The sequence below is a fragment of the Streptomyces sp. NPDC005551 genome, from assembly GCF_042871785.1.
In the GTDB taxonomy this organism is placed as follows: domain Bacteria; phylum Actinomycetota; class Actinomycetes; order Streptomycetales; family Streptomycetaceae; genus Streptomyces.
Genome location: NZ_JBIAJE010000001.1, coordinates 573,922 through 587,690, shown reverse-complemented (window position 1 = coordinate 587,690; position 13,769 = coordinate 573,922). Strand labels below are relative to the sequence as shown.

At 61.6% G+C, this 13,769-nt stretch carries 23 protein-coding genes; all 23 read left to right on the top strand.

Features of this window, described 5'->3' with window-relative positions; translation table 11 throughout:
* The first annotated feature begins 2,203 nt into the window (after positions 1-2,203).
* Complete coding sequence (locus ACFYP4_RS02430; protein ID WP_388781916.1) at positions 2,204-2,485, top strand: hypothetical protein; 282 nt, start codon at positions 2,204-2,206, stop codon at positions 2,483-2,485.
* A 490-nt stretch (positions 2,486-2,975) separates the two neighbouring features.
* On the top strand, positions 2,976-3,194 hold the full coding sequence (locus ACFYP4_RS02425; RefSeq protein WP_388781913.1) for a hypothetical protein: 219 nt from the start codon (positions 2,976-2,978) through the stop codon (positions 3,192-3,194).
* Between the two features lie 79 nt (positions 3,195-3,273).
* Complete coding sequence (locus ACFYP4_RS02420) at positions 3,274-3,552, top strand: hypothetical protein (RefSeq protein ID WP_388781910.1); 279 nt, start codon at positions 3,274-3,276, stop codon at positions 3,550-3,552.
* 419 nt (positions 3,553-3,971) lie between these two features.
* Positions 3,972-4,331, top strand: coding sequence for a hypothetical protein (locus ACFYP4_RS02415; protein WP_388781907.1), 360 nt, complete (start codon positions 3,972-3,974; stop codon positions 4,329-4,331).
* An 88-nt stretch (positions 4,332-4,419) separates the two neighbouring features.
* The gene (locus ACFYP4_RS02410; protein ID WP_388781904.1) at positions 4,420-4,707 is read left to right on the top strand and encodes a hypothetical protein; all 288 of its coding nucleotides are present in this window, start codon (positions 4,420-4,422) and stop codon (positions 4,705-4,707) included.
* Between the two features lie 83 nt (positions 4,708-4,790).
* Positions 4,791-5,240 carry a hypothetical protein gene (locus ACFYP4_RS02405; RefSeq protein ID WP_388781901.1) on the top strand — a complete coding sequence of 150 codons (450 nt, stop codon included), beginning with the start codon at positions 4,791-4,793 and terminating at the stop codon, positions 5,238-5,240.
* A gap of 270 nt (positions 5,241-5,510) precedes the next feature.
* Complete coding sequence (locus ACFYP4_RS02400; protein WP_388781898.1) at positions 5,511-5,807, top strand: hypothetical protein; 297 nt, start codon at positions 5,511-5,513, stop codon at positions 5,805-5,807.
* A gap of 96 nt (positions 5,808-5,903) precedes the next feature.
* Positions 5,904-6,539 (top strand): hypothetical protein, encoded by a 636-nt coding sequence (locus ACFYP4_RS02395; RefSeq protein WP_388781895.1) that lies wholly within the window; start codon positions 5,904-5,906, stop codon positions 6,537-6,539.
* An 88-nt stretch (positions 6,540-6,627) separates the two neighbouring features.
* Positions 6,628-7,206: a hypothetical protein gene (locus ACFYP4_RS02390; RefSeq protein WP_388781892.1), complete on the top strand. Its 579-nt coding sequence runs from the start codon at positions 6,628-6,630 to the stop codon at positions 7,204-7,206.
* Positions 7,207-7,299: 93 nt separating this feature from the next.
* Positions 7,300-7,542 carry a hypothetical protein gene (locus ACFYP4_RS02385; RefSeq protein ID WP_388781889.1) on the top strand — a complete coding sequence of 81 codons (243 nt, stop codon included), beginning with the start codon at positions 7,300-7,302 and terminating at the stop codon, positions 7,540-7,542.
* 73 nt (positions 7,543-7,615) lie between these two features.
* A complete protein-coding gene (locus ACFYP4_RS02380) occupies positions 7,616-7,867 on the top strand; it encodes a hypothetical protein (RefSeq protein ID WP_388781886.1) in 252 nt (83 codons plus the stop codon).
* A 95-nt stretch (positions 7,868-7,962) separates the two neighbouring features.
* Positions 7,963-8,253 carry a hypothetical protein gene (locus ACFYP4_RS02375; RefSeq protein WP_388781883.1) on the top strand — a complete coding sequence of 97 codons (291 nt, stop codon included), beginning with the start codon at positions 7,963-7,965 and terminating at the stop codon, positions 8,251-8,253.
* 99 nt (positions 8,254-8,352) lie between these two features.
* The gene (locus ACFYP4_RS02370; protein ID WP_388781880.1) at positions 8,353-8,568 is read left to right on the top strand and encodes a hypothetical protein; all 216 of its coding nucleotides are present in this window, start codon (positions 8,353-8,355) and stop codon (positions 8,566-8,568) included.
* Between the two features lie 95 nt (positions 8,569-8,663).
* Complete coding sequence (locus tag ACFYP4_RS02365) at positions 8,664-9,083, top strand: hypothetical protein (protein WP_388781877.1); 420 nt, start codon at positions 8,664-8,666, stop codon at positions 9,081-9,083.
* A 100-nt stretch (positions 9,084-9,183) separates the two neighbouring features.
* Positions 9,184-9,591 (top strand): HNH endonuclease, encoded by a 408-nt coding sequence (locus tag ACFYP4_RS02360; protein ID WP_388781874.1) that lies wholly within the window; start codon positions 9,184-9,186, stop codon positions 9,589-9,591.
* 118 nt (positions 9,592-9,709) lie between these two features.
* Entirely contained in the window at positions 9,710-10,243 is a 534-nt protein-coding gene (locus tag ACFYP4_RS02355) for a hypothetical protein (RefSeq protein ID WP_388781871.1), read from the top strand.
* A gap of 95 nt (positions 10,244-10,338) precedes the next feature.
* The gene (locus ACFYP4_RS02350; protein ID WP_388781868.1) at positions 10,339-10,785 is read left to right on the top strand and encodes a hypothetical protein; all 447 of its coding nucleotides are present in this window, start codon (positions 10,339-10,341) and stop codon (positions 10,783-10,785) included.
* 100 nt (positions 10,786-10,885) lie between these two features.
* Entirely contained in the window at positions 10,886-11,161 is a 276-nt protein-coding gene (locus tag ACFYP4_RS02345; protein WP_388781865.1) for a hypothetical protein, read from the top strand.
* Between the two features lie 106 nt (positions 11,162-11,267).
* Complete coding sequence (locus tag ACFYP4_RS02340) at positions 11,268-11,762, top strand: hypothetical protein (protein WP_388781862.1); 495 nt, start codon at positions 11,268-11,270, stop codon at positions 11,760-11,762.
* An 84-nt stretch (positions 11,763-11,846) separates the two neighbouring features.
* Positions 11,847-12,206: a hypothetical protein gene (locus ACFYP4_RS02335; protein WP_388781859.1), complete on the top strand. Its 360-nt coding sequence runs from the start codon at positions 11,847-11,849 to the stop codon at positions 12,204-12,206.
* 103 nt (positions 12,207-12,309) lie between these two features.
* Positions 12,310-12,606 (top strand): hypothetical protein, encoded by a 297-nt coding sequence (locus ACFYP4_RS02330; RefSeq protein WP_388781856.1) that lies wholly within the window; start codon positions 12,310-12,312, stop codon positions 12,604-12,606.
* Between the two features lie 74 nt (positions 12,607-12,680).
* Positions 12,681-13,082, top strand: a complete 402-nt coding sequence (locus tag ACFYP4_RS02325) for a hypothetical protein (protein WP_388781853.1) — start codon at positions 12,681-12,683, stop codon at positions 13,080-13,082.
* Positions 13,083-13,166: 84 nt separating this feature from the next.
* Positions 13,167-13,676, top strand: a complete 510-nt coding sequence (locus ACFYP4_RS02320; RefSeq protein ID WP_388781850.1) for a hypothetical protein — start codon at positions 13,167-13,169, stop codon at positions 13,674-13,676.
* The last annotated feature ends 93 nt before the right edge of the window (positions 13,677-13,769 follow it).

The window sequence follows — 13,769 nt, the reverse complement described above, 5'->3', positions numbered from 1 at the left end:
GCCATACTTACAACGGACATGCCGGGCAGGCAGTGAGACATAACACTCGTTATGTTTCAACGATCTTCATGCATCCATGGTCAACGCGCGCTCGCGCCATCGATCACACGGAGCGCTGCAACGTCAAGCAAAGTGACGACTCATTAGTTACACGCTGCGTTACATGATCAACTAGACCACTCCATTTATGGCACTGCCACCCGACAAACACATAGAGGGGGGAATGACATAACACCTATTAGCCAACCTAATGAGTAATGGTCAAACGTAATTGAACGGGCGCACACCCCACACCATCACACACGTAATACATGTAATAAACGTAATGAGCACGCATCAACCGGACATACTGCCCACCATGGGCACAGGGCACGCGCCCCCGGGGCGCACGGGCGCCGACGGGCACCAGGGCCTCTCTAAGCCTCTCTCTGGCTACTGGGGGGAGTAGGGACGTCGAGTGGCTCTCTCCCCCCGAAAACGGGGCCCCAGGGGCGCCTACAGGGCCGCGCACGGGCATGGGCGCCGGGAGGGCTGGCACAGGGGCTCACAGCGCCACGGAGGGCCGCTCACTGCCTCACCCCCCGGAAACGGGCGCCGGGCCACCCTCAGCGGGTCGTCATGGGCACGGGGAGCACGCTTTACCCATGTAAAGACAAACGCTCTGACCTGTACAAACGCACTTTGATCGATCATATTTAATATCGACGAGTCAGTATGTCCAGGTTTGGGCACTACCTTGTCAAGGTCTAATGTCACGGAAACATAACGACTATTTGCCCAGGTCAAAGCCATAATGATCTTGGTTTTTCATGATCAAACAACACAGTCGCGGCTCTCACACACACGTACGGGGTTACGTTTGTGGAGCAACAACGGCACGGCGGGAACGGCGCCCCAGCAACACCGGGGCGGCGGGAAGCCGGGGCCACTGTTCATTGAGAACTCAATAGCGGGAAAGGGTCGGGTGCGTATCTCGCGCACGTCATCAGCAATGACCATGCGTTGCGCGGAACATCGCGCGGAGCGTCGGAACGTACGGCGCGGAGTGTGGGAGTCGCCTAAGGCGGGCGTGAGTCGCAATCACCCTTACTCGCTATCGAGTAGCACGGGAGGGAGTAGCGCTCCCCCGGCCGGTCTGAGTAATCGGACCGATGATCCTAACGCGCTTGCTATTTGAGAACATGGGTTTACCCGTCGGGAGACGCGTAGGGCCCTACACAGTGGAGAGCAGATGCACGCGTGAGTCACTGCCATAGATGGTGGCGACGCGTGACCTAGGGCCCGATTTTGGGATGCCTAGAAGAGTCGAGAGACGCTAGTCCCTCCCCCCGCGAGATTGCGAAACGGCGGACCTACCGGCAAACGGGCATAACGATCATGACCCTAAGCCTGATAGATCATCCCAACCGTGGACAGTCCCCCGGGCAGGAACGTGAAGCGGACTAGCTGAACTTGACTTCCCCTATTCCCCTTAGGCGCATGGGAACGGGGCGGACAGTACCTAGGGACCCTGATCACTGAGGGCCCCGACAGTCATTCGCCCCGTTCCCGTGCTGCCACTAGTGACTAGGTCCCGTACCTAGTCAGCATTGGTATCAACCTTGGGGAGTACATATGCAGCACGTTGGCACCATCTGCACGCGGGACGTTGTGTTCCTTGACAACGCCGTGACTGGCAACGGGCGCCCGGATCACGTGGCGCGCGGCCGGAATTTCGCGCGTGCCATCGCGTGGGAGCACATACGGATTGCCCGTGTGCGCTTCGCTAACCGGACGGCATTTGCCGGGCGCCGGTACCGGTCCCGTACGCGGCTCACGCTGGTGCGCAAGTAGTCGACTAGGCGACTCTAAACAGGCATTAGGCCTAGTGCGTGTCCCCCACGGGGGGACGGTTGCACCACCAACAAGGGGAGGAAACATGGGTAAGAGATATCGCGCGCCGGTTGCGCCTACTCCCCTTAAGGGACGTAGCGCGGGAGTTCCGGCCGGTAAGGCAACCCACTTTGTCCGTGTGATGCATCGCGAATGTGTCACGCGCACGGCAAGGGACCGCTACCTACTGCGTAAGCACGCTTACGCCGTTGTGGAGTACCGGGGCACGCGCCCCGTACGCGTCATGGGAGCGTCAGACGACGCTACGCACGCGTATGAGATTGCGTGCACCGTTGCCAACACCTTTGCACGTCGCGGCGACTATGCGCGGGTGCGTGAGCTGTCGACCTGTAAGGCAGTCACTAAGGCACGCGCCGCACTTTCGGCGCAGGAATTGCACGTTGCCGACATCGACCGTGTGCGGGAATGCCGGGCATGTGGCAGCGACAACAAGTCCACGGTATGCAAGCCGCGCCGTGCCTCGCGTATCGAGCGCACGGAAGCTACGCAGTCTCGAATTGCCGTTCTTGCAGCGAGCAAGCGTGATGACACACTGGCAGATCCTAACTTGATCACACGTTGGACCAAGGCGCAGGAAAAGAGCTGGGCATAGTCGACTAGGCGACTCAAAACCGCGTTAGGCCTAGTGCGTGCGTCCCCATGGGGACGCGGTCGCATCTTTGCGAGATTAGGGGAGTGATCATGGTTGAAATGACCATAGGTGGGCTCACTGTTCAAATTCGCCCCTGTCCCCATTGCAAGACAGGGACGGTCGTGCGGGACGGATTCCGGTGGTTGGGACACGTGTCCCGACTGCGCGGAGTTACGCGCCACCTTGTGGCGTATGAGGTGAGCCGTACATGCCCGGGGCCCGGTCAACGGTCCTACGGTTTGCGTGTCACGGACCGCTTCCGAATGGCCGCACGCATGCGCGGAATCCGTTCCGTTGTCATCGAAGAGATACAGCGACGCGAGGGTATCGAGCGGCGCCGCGAAGCATCGTAGGTGTTAGTCCGGTAGACGGTTTCCATAGACGTAGGCGCAAAGCCACTACCGGGCACTCAGTCTCCCCCGAATCCGGGGAGCGCTGGAAAGGGGATCCGATGGACGACACGCTTGCCACGTTCTCTTATGAGACGAACGACGCGTTGGCACTTGCCGGGCAAATGGTGCTGCACAACCGTCGGCACCGTACGCCTGATATCGACCTGGACATGCGAACCGTAACCGGTGCGGATGCTCGGGTTTGGGATGTCGCATGGGCATTCAAACCGTCTACCGGTGCAGTAATCGTGTGCTGGTGGTCACCGGCAAAGCCCTGATGGTCTCTGGCCCGGTTCGATTCCGGGCAAGGGCACTCAGTCCCGTGCAAAATGCGGGACTGCTCGGAAAGGGGAACCGATGAACAACGTCAGCCCGCTGCACTCCACACAGCGTGTCCCGCAGACGCCTTCCGGCGTGCTGTTGCCGACTATGCAGGCAACGGATGCGGCCACGGGTGAGTGCTTCGCCTGGAACGGTTCGCATCCGTACGTGATTCAGGTATTCGACAGTTGGCGGGAACTGATGGCCGGACGCCAATCCGACCTGGTGTTGCCGTTCGGTGCCATCAATCCGGTAAGCCAGCTTCCGGCATGGCATAACTACGTCGATACGATCCGACGCTTCCAGAACCGCTAACGCGGCAGCCCTAGCCTCAGTGGTTATGTCGGTGCGAATCCGACCTAGGGCACTTACTCCCCCGGCTTATCGGGGTGAGTTGGAAAGGGGAGCAATGCGCTATTACTACACGGACCTCTCCGACAACACTTTCTGCGAAGAACACATGGCAGAGGCTTTGGGAGGTTGGTTTCCGGAAACAGCGGAGACATGCAAGGGTGCGATGTGGAATTACCACGGGTGGGACGCCGAGGAACTAATCGCGGCCCTGCTCAAGAGTAGTGAGATCGTCCCCACGAACGTTCGGCGACTCGGAACTCGGATGGGTTCCGTGGATCAGAACTGCGAATCCATGCACTGAAAAAGCCCTAGACGGTCTTTAGCCCGGTTCGATTCCGGGCTAGGGCACTCTCGCTTATGCGAGCAGGAAAGGGGATTTTATGAAAACTTGGACTGTCGTTGGATACAGCTTCGACGCCGATATCTACTGCGATGGTGTGTGCATCATCCGCGCACTGGGTGAGATTGGACCCGTCGTTTACGAGCGCGCGAAGCTGATCACGGACGTCACAATGCGCTTCAAGGGTGCTGCGACCGTGGAAGAAGCCTTGAAGGTGATTGCCGAGCGCCGAGGCATCGACCCCGACAACGAACGCTCATACGACTCTGGCGACTTCCCGAAGGTGATCTTCGCGGACGAGGAATTCCCGGACTACTGTCCCCGGTGCGCTCTGTGCCGGGGGGTGCTGGATGGCTTCGACCCCGAGGACTACGGGGATGCGTCCGGCAGCGACGAGTAAGGTACAGCCCTAGGCCTGGTGGCCTCCGCCCGGGTTCGATTCCCGGATGGGGCACTGATCCGAAAGGATCGATAGGAAAGGGGAGGAAATGGAAAAGCACGTTGAGGCGCACGATCTGCACGTAGGTGACAAGATCCTCGAAACGTGGATCGGTGCGGAGGTCCGAGAGGACGGTACGCAGTACGCGCAATTCCGCGTGCGGCGCCCCGCCCACAGTCTTCCTCGATACGGACGGATCGCACGGAAGTATTTCCGCATGAACCCGCACCGGCTCTGGTGGTTCGGACACGTGGTTGACCACGTCCGTTTGTCACAGGAGGACAAGCGTTCCGAGTGCTACCTCAAGAAGGAGGAGAAGTGCTATTTCTGCGAGTGACTCGGCCCTAAATGGTTCTCGGCCCGGTTCGATTCCGGGCTAGGGCACTGATCCGAAAGGATCGCTTGGAAAGGGGATCAGATATGAGCTACACCGACATGCGCGATTTCACGTGTGAGTTCTCGGTTCCGGCCGGGGAGGGTGTTGTGGTCCAGGTCGAGAAACTGGGCGGCGGCACTGTCGGCAGGAGCTACGAAGGTGACTGGCGATACATCGTCACGCGCAACGGTGAAGAGCTCCGGCGCGGCCAGGACTACCGGGCCGGTCTGCCTGTGACTCACCTTGAAGCCGCGTGGTTCATCGCCTGCAACGGCGGGTTCGTGGACGACGATTCAATCTTCCTCAGCGAGGACCACGCCGACTACCCGCACGAGCCTGGCCGCCTGCACGACTGCCAGGCCTGCGAGGGGCATTGCCACTGCGGCGAGGCTCACGACGAGGGATGCCAGCCCGGAGGGGCGTACGAGCACCCCATGACGGACGGCAAGCTGTACCACACCACCGAGTGCGTCTGGTCCGGCCACGAGGACTAACGCAGCCCTAGAGAGACACGAGGTCTCCTAGTCCGGTGCAACTCCGGTCTAGGGCACTACCCCGATTTCGGGGTGTTGGAAAGGGGATACGGATATGTCCGAAGAGATTCTTGAAGAATGGGACAGGCAGCAGCTTGATTCCCAGTACTTCGAGCCTCCGTACGACGACAGTCCCGACGGTGGCCCGGTTCGGGGCACAGACCCGGCATATTCGGAGTCTGTACGCCGATACCTGGAACGATGCGCCGCGAATGAAAAGAAGGGCTGACAATGGCTGACGCTGAGGTCGTTCCGGCGACTCCCGAGGAATACCGGGGGATGCTGGACGAGATCGGACTGTTCACCGCAGCAGCCAAGGACGGTTTCGATGCCGTCATGTGGCGCGGTATGCGGTCCTTTCGGTTGGCGTTCCGGCGCGCTGAAAACGGCTGGTGGGAAATGCACACCGTAAGCGCGTTCGGCACGCTGGACACGCTGCTTTGGGTTTCTGCGCACACCAGCGACGACACCCGCGAGTTCATCACCAACTGGGTTGCTAGCTACGATCCGCGTAAGCGGAAGCGCTGATGGTCGTGGGGCGGTTCGACTCCGCCCGGCGCACTAGCCCGGATTTCGGGTGAATGGAAAGGGGATATGGATATGGCTGCTGGTGACACTCACACCATGGAATACATGGAAGATGTGGAGCCGTATGGAACGCTCATCTTCCGCTGGAAAGAGGGTGGTACGACGATCGAGGTCGGCCGTCCCCAGAACGAGCGCCTTGACGGGCCGATTCCGGAGGAAGAGCGCGTCTACTCGTGGGACTGGAACATCAGTGTCTACGACCACGCCACCGGCAAGCGCACCATCGCGACCTACGACGAGTTCCGAGCCAAGATCAACGAGTGGATCGACGATGAAAAGGGATCCGGCTCGGAACACTGGCACATCGGTGCCAACATGCCGGGTTACCTGCCGGAGAGCGATGTGCACTGCGTCGACAACATCGGCGATGCTCTGGGCGTCCTTTCGTCCGAACTGGATATGCAGGCTGACGATTGGGCCCAGAACTGCCCCGACATCGGTGATCCGCTGGTCGATGAGTCCGATGATCACTGCGGTTGGTGCGAGGTGGCCGCCAAGGTGCGCGAGTACGACGAGCGCACCGATAGCGATTCGCTCCGCGAGGAGTTGAAGGCCGACGGCAAGGTAGGTGTGGTGTTCACGCCGCCGGAGGGTGCTCCGCTGCATTACTGGATCGTCACGGGCGAGGGATACCGCCACAAGTGCGAAATCGCCCAGGAACAGGATCAGTGATCCGCCCGCCTGTCTGAGAATGACTCCGCCGGTTCGTGACCGGGACAGGCACTAGCCCGGATTTCGGGTGAAGGAAAGGGGATATGGAATGGACGACGTTCTTGAGACTGCGGGTAAGTACCGGGTCCGCTTGGTCATCGACCAGGACTCCGGCTCGGTCAATCCGCGCAAGGACTACGACCACCTCGCCAACGTGATCACGCCCGCGCAGCAGAACTACATCAGCGTGGATGAGAACGGCGGCCCGCTTCAGTACGGGTGGGACTACTTCAGCACCCGTCCGGACAGCGAGCGTCTGTTCATCCGCTGGGCCAAGATGCGGCACGGCGCCACGGTGGTTGAGGACCGTCCGTGCGACGGCGCTTGGGCGCTCTGGTACCTGATGCCGGACAAGGCGGCGGAGTCCACGTGGGAGCCGGAGAAGGTCATCGAGTCCGAGATCCAAGAGTACCGGGCTTGGGCAGAGGGTGACGTCTACGGCTACGTCATCGAGCGTTCCGTCACCTGGGTCCCCAAGGAGGATCCGGAAGGCGAGGCGGAGATGACCACCTGGGAGGAAGTCGAAGAGGGCTCCTGCTGGGGGCTCATCGGCTGCGAGTGGGCGGAACAGGCCGCCAAGGAGGCGTTCGAGCCGTACAAGCGGGAGGCCGAAGCCAGCAAGGCATGAAAGATCAGCCCCGATGGTGCAGAGCGGTTCGACTCCGCTCCGGGGCACTGATCCGAGAGGATCTGGAAAGGGGAGGAAACAATGCCGGAGTGCATGAACGGTTCCACCGGTACGACTCGTCATGACGCGTACACGGAGGCCATGTTTCGAGTGCAGACGTCGGAGGCGTTCGCCGAGTCCACCTGGTGTGCGGGATGCCTGATCGAATACGTCGTCGAGTGCGGCATGGGTGCCTGCGTCCAGTACGTGGGCCTCCTGCGGTTTCCGCAGACAAAGGCGGAACAGGACAATTACGACAAGGTGTTGGCGCTCGCGTTCAACGTTGAACAGCCCTGATCTGGTGATCTCGCCGGGGTTCGATTCCCCGGCAGGGCACTGATCCGCAAGGATCTATCGAAAGGGGAGGAAATTGGCGACAGAGGTCTACCTGTCCGTCAACTGGAAAGGCCCGCGCGAAGTGCGCGTGTCCATTCCCCAGGCCGTCGAGCGTATCGGCGAGCGAGTCATTTCCGGCGACAATGCCACGTGCTATCGGGCACAGGATCGTCAAGCCCGGTGGCACAGCGTCGTCGCTATCGACAACATGTTGCCTTCACGCATGGTTGATTCCGGCGTGGTAAACGTCTTCGTCATCGCAGACAGCGAGTACGACCGCAGGTGAGGTAAACAGCCCCGTATTGGCTGCACACGGTTCGAATCCGTGGCGGGGCACTTTGTGCTGCCCGAAAACGGGTGCACAGAACAAGGGGAGGAAATATGAAGTTGAAGGATATCCCGACGGAGTTCGACGGTGGGCCGGTTCTGGCGCACATACACGTTCCGTCGGCGCTCACCGAGGCACCCCACCAGGCCGTCATCATGTACGACCGGGGTGCCGACACGGATCCGAAGCGCCGGTTCGCCGTGGTCGGCCTCAAGGCCAAGTCGCTGGACGAGACGTGGCAGCCGATCGATGACGGCCTCTACGACAAGACGTGGGAGCAGGCCACCGAGCTCTTCGCGAGCCGCGTCATGACCCGCAACGAGCGGCGGACCTGGATCGACTAAGCACGACAGCTCCGGTATTGGAATGCGCTTAGGCGTAGCGGTTCGATTCCGCGCCGGAGCACTCACTCCCGAATTTGGGAGGGCAGAAAGGGGAGGAGAATGCAGAAGAACTACGAAGACCTCACAGTCCATGTCCGCATGCTTACCCGGACGTGCGTCGCGTGCGGCGTGCCAGGGGAATTCCCCTACGTCCGCGCAGAAAACGCGAACGGCAAGACGCCGACATGGCGCGAGGCAGAACGGCAACGCGAGGCCTGGTGGACGGAGCATGCGAAGAAGTGCATTCCCGTAAGGCACCGCCTGTATGCGGTCTGACCGCAGCCCTGATCCGCGTTCGGGCGGACGGCCGGAGCAAGACCGGCTCAGGGCACCATGTACCCCCTACGGGGTGCAGATGGAAAGGGGAGAGCATGACTGAGAACAAGGTCGAGACGCCGGACACCAGGGCGATCACGTTCACCATGACCGTGACTCCGTCCGACAAGGCGCTCCAGGACGTCTTCCAGACCGCGCTGGAGGGTGGCATCGGCTACTGGTCGACGTGCTCCGCCTACAAGTGGGAGAACCTGGCGCCGTCCGAGGTCCACGCGGTCGTCCACGACTCCGAGGACGAGGACAAGGAGTACCGCATCACCCTGGAGACGATCCGGGAGGGCCTGCGGAACATCGTCACCGGCCAGGTCAAGCGGCACAAGGACGACGAAAAGTTCATGGCGTACCTGCGTGCCCTCGCCGTCGGCATCCTCATCGATGAGGACTACGACTACGACGCGGGCGACGCCGACAACATCGTTCAGGCCGGTCTCTTCAAGGAGATCGTCTACGGCTGAGCACACAGCCCTGAGCCCAAAACGGGGGCCTCACCTGGTTCGATTCCAGGCAGGGCACAGGAACTAACTAGTTCCGAGGGGAGAAAAATACGATGCTCGGGTGTATAAGAACCCCGAAGACCAGCGGCACAGCCAGCGAGAGCGCAGGCGTCGAATCCGAGACGCGTGGTTTCGTGAGAACGGGCCATGCGTTCGCTGCGGATCCAAGGATGATCTTCAGCTAGATCATGCCGACCCTGCGTTGAAAGTGCACCACAACGTATGGACGTGGAGCACACAGCGTCGTGCTGAGGAGCTTGCGAAATGCCAGGCGCTATGCCTGATATGCCATAAGGCCAAGACGTCCGGTGAGAATTCCGCAAGGTTCCGACGAACTGACACCTGTAGGAAGGGGCACTGCTACGCCGAGGTCGGTGTGTACGTCGACCAGCGAACCGGTTGGAAGAAGTGCGCTGAGTGCGCCAGGATCGCCAGGCGGAAGCGGAGCATCCGAAGGACTACATGCTAGTCCCCTAGCCCACCCTGCTTCGGGCAGGCTCCGGGTCAAGACCGGAGTGGGCACTGGACCCCCTGAGTGTCAGCGGGTCCCACTAGGCTCTGCGCCTAGCTAGGAAAGGGGATAGAGCATGAGTGAGACCACGTTCCCGGAGCGTGTCGAGGAAGACCGGATCTTCGGTCGCTTCATCTACCACGGTGAGGTGGCGGAGAGCTACAAGGACGACCTCGGCAGGGTCCGGTCCGTCCCGGCGGACAAGTGGACGGTGGTTCTGTTCCGCCCGGACAACACGACATGGCGGGACGGTCGCCTCCAGGATGGCGCGTGCCGTCTGGGATCCCCCAAGGGGGAGATCGGGCACACCATCGTCCTGGAGTGGGAGTCCGGCGTCGGCAACCGCAAGGCGAAGAACAAGCACCACCACCCGGAGCCGGTGCAGCCGGACATCGCTGAAGTGTTGTCCATGTACTGCCAGGATGCGCACGGCGTCGAGAACAACGCGACGTTCGAGCACTGGTACGACGACCGGCGATCCGAGCCGGACGCGGTACCGACCCTCAAGGACTACCGCACCTGGCAGTCCCTGTGCCGGTACTGCGACGAGCTGAAGCGGTTCCTCGGTACCGAGTTCGATGAGTACATCAACCACACCGAGTTCATGTAAGCAGCCTCAGGTCTGGTGACCTCCTTCCCGGTTCGATCCCGGGATGGGGCACAAGCTCCCCCGAAATTCGGGGTGGGTGGAAAGGGGATACAGATATGACGAAGTGGCTGGGTTGGCCCGAGGCGTCCGAGCACGGCGGGCACATGATCAAGCGTGTGTCCGACCCGGACGTCAAGGTCACCGACGACTTCAAGTGCCAGGACTGCGGGACGCGCGGTGACGCCGCCGTGTTCGCTGTGGGGCACCGTGGCTGCCCGGGACGTCCGGAAAGCCTCAACTACCTGACGATCCGCGACTTCAAGGGCGTCGAGTCCATGTCGATCGACGAGCAGCGCAAGGCCGCGCGGGAACAGTGGCTCGACTTCGCCAAGCGTGTCGGCATGGGGTTCCGCACGCTGGTCGAGGGCAACGACAAATACAACAACGTTCTCCTCACGTTCGTCATGGGCGATGTGATCTACGCGCTCAACTACGACGAGAAGACCAAGGGACTCGAAGCGAAGAAGACCGGCAAGTCCCACAGGATGGAAGCGGCCGAGTAATTCGGCGCACCCCGAAATCCGTAAAGGCGGGTACACCCGAGTTCGAGTCTCGGGGCGGGGACCATGCGGAGATATCCGCAGCAGTTGGAAAGGGGAGAGCATGAAGATTGGTCAGCCGGAATGGCCGGAGCTGGACGAGCCCATCGTCGTTGACAAGGATGGCTTCTGGGCGGTGTGGCACGGCGGCGAGTACATCGACATCTTCCGGAGCGAGCGCGGGGCCAATCAGTCGGCCCGAGGCGAGAACCCGGACGACGGCCACCACGCCGTCTCAATGACCAACACCACGGGCGACGAGTTCGACCCCGAGGAGCCGGAGGAGTACGTGCGCGACGAACTGCGGGCCTGGATCCGCAGCGAGGGCCAGTACCACTGACTCAACACCACCCCGGCCGTATCCAAGCGGCTCCCATGTGCAATGCATGGGCGGGGACTGGGCTTATCCGATTGCCCCGAAAATCGGATACGGAAAGGGGATAGAAGTGCCGAAGTACAGCAACACCCAGGCCATGCTGATCAGCAAGGAGTCGGGCGAGGAGATCCTTCCGGGATCCGTCGTTCCCAACTTCCGGGGCGTAGACGAGACGTTCCTCTACGTCTCCCAGCTCCCCAGCGACGGCAAGGAAGGCAAGATCATCGTCGAGGCCAAGGTCGGCGGCGAAATCTATCCGAGCGTCATCGGCGCCAAGATCGTGCCCCTCCCCCGCTGGCGGGTGATGCGCGGCGAAGAGCTGATCGGCCGTGCGGAGCAGATGGCAGGCAATCCGGTGAACACGGAGAGCCCGAGGACGGCCGCCGACTGGAAGTACGTCGCCATGGGCTCCGAGTGGAGCCAGACGGCCTCTACGGAGCTCCGGGAGGAAGAGCCCGGTGTCCACCACCTATGGGCCGTCCGGGAGCCGTACACGCACGGCCAGGGCTACAAGCACGAGGACACCGGCATCCGCATCGTGGATGCCTGGAAGCACGGCCAGTAACACCGCGTGGATGGTCGCAGGGGAGGTTCCACTCCTCCCCCACGCACTAGCCCGATATTCGGGTGAAGGAAAAGGGGATTGGCGATGAGCACGATCAACATCACGCCGAAGACGGACCAGAGGTTCCCGCTTCAGATGTGGAGCATGAACCTGGGCCTGTACGAGGTCACCGACGACAACTGGCACGAGTTCTTCGTCCGTGTCCGCCTGTACGAGGAGTTCGGGAACGCCCCGATGCTCAAGTACAGCGACACCAACGAGCCGGTCACCATCACGCCGGAGATGGCCAAGCAGCACATCGGGTGCAGGCTCGGCGACAGGAACCAGGAGCGGGACGCGTGGTGGATCCGCATCATGGATAACCGCGCTAAGTCGCTGGAGTTCGCAGTCGAAGAGTTCGACGCCGATGTGGAATTCCCGGAGCACGACGAGAGCAAGTTCTAGCGTGGTAGCCCCCAGGACTCACTCAGGGAGTCGCTCCGGTTCGATTCCGGCTGGGGGTGCTGTGTTTCCCAGACGCGGGAGGCATTAAGGAAAGGGGACAGCGATGGAGCAAGACCGCAGGCTGACGGACGAGGAGCGCGCGACGCTCACGCAGGCAGCGCGGAACGCGGTGCAGAAGGACGCCGAGTCCGCGCCCAAGCCGCAGCGCCTGCCCCGGCTCGTCGTGAACGCGGGCGAGATCCGGGACCTCTGGCAGCACATGAAGAACGACATGCCGTACCTGATGCGCCTCGCGGGTCGTACGGAGATCGAGGTCGTGGCCGGTGACCCGCAGTCCGGGGAGATCGGGCGTGAGCACGCCGACCTGGACGAGATCGAGGTTCGCGGGACGAGCCTGTAGCAAGGTAGCCCTGACGGTCGTACACCCGGTTCGACTCCGGGTGAGGGCACGCAGTAACTAGGAAAGGGGATCACATGTCCAATGGAGAAATCATCGGTGGGCAGACGGCGGAGGAGTTTCTTCGGGAGCTCTTCGAGTTCGAGCTGTGCGCCGAGTGCTTCGGTGATGCGACGGACCACGTGGCTTCACCGGATCCGCTCGGGAAGTGGCACGCGTGGTGCACGTTCAAGGCGCCGCGTATGACGCACATCGTGACCACCATCAATCCGGCGAAGGGCAACGAACGCCCGGTCAGGATCGAGGAAGTGGACACGGGCCGCATTCTCGCGGAGGTGTTCGCGTACCCGACGGACAAGCACTACTCGCGCCAGCGACTCACGTACGGCTCCGCCTTGGAGATCAAGGACGAGAAGCTCTCCGAGGCGGCGCAGGATTTGGTCCGCAGCTACCGCGAGAAGAAGCACAACGAGAGCTGAGGCTCTCAGCCCTTTCCCCGGATTCAGTCCGGCATCCGTTCGCGAAGGAGAGGGGGCACGCAACATTTGGAAAGGGGAGGACATATGGACGAGAGCACACTGACTGCGGCGCGAGCGGCAGAGCAGGCCCTCAAGGACCACCACAACACCTGTCTGGAGATGTGCCAGAACGTGGGCGCCTTCCACAAAGACAGGCTGTACGGTCCGCAGCGCTGTGAGGCGGGAAAGGGGCTGTATACACGCTGGAACTCGTTCCGGCCGGTTCCGCTTCCTGGCTCACGGACCACCCAGGGTCCCGATGGCGGGGACTTGAGCGGTCACGTGGTGGACAAGACCGAATCCATCGGTCCGTACACCATCTTGCGGTTGCTCAACGACGCATCGCGGCAGGACGGCGTACGCGCCTGGATGACTCATATGCGGGTGGAGTACGTGGCTTACGTGGACGGCAAATCGACCGGGCAGTTCTGGTACGACACCGACCTGGATACGGTTCTGCTGTTCGCAATGGACTGGCGCCGCAACGAGAGCGGTTCCCACGCCTACTACTACGCCGCCCGCGTACTCGGCATCGAGCAGCCGCCGGAGCAGTGACACGCACAGCCTCTTTCCCGATTCGGTCGGGCATCCGTGTCATGGCGGAGAGAGGCACAGGGTTTTCCGGTACCCGAAATCCGGTTAGGAAAG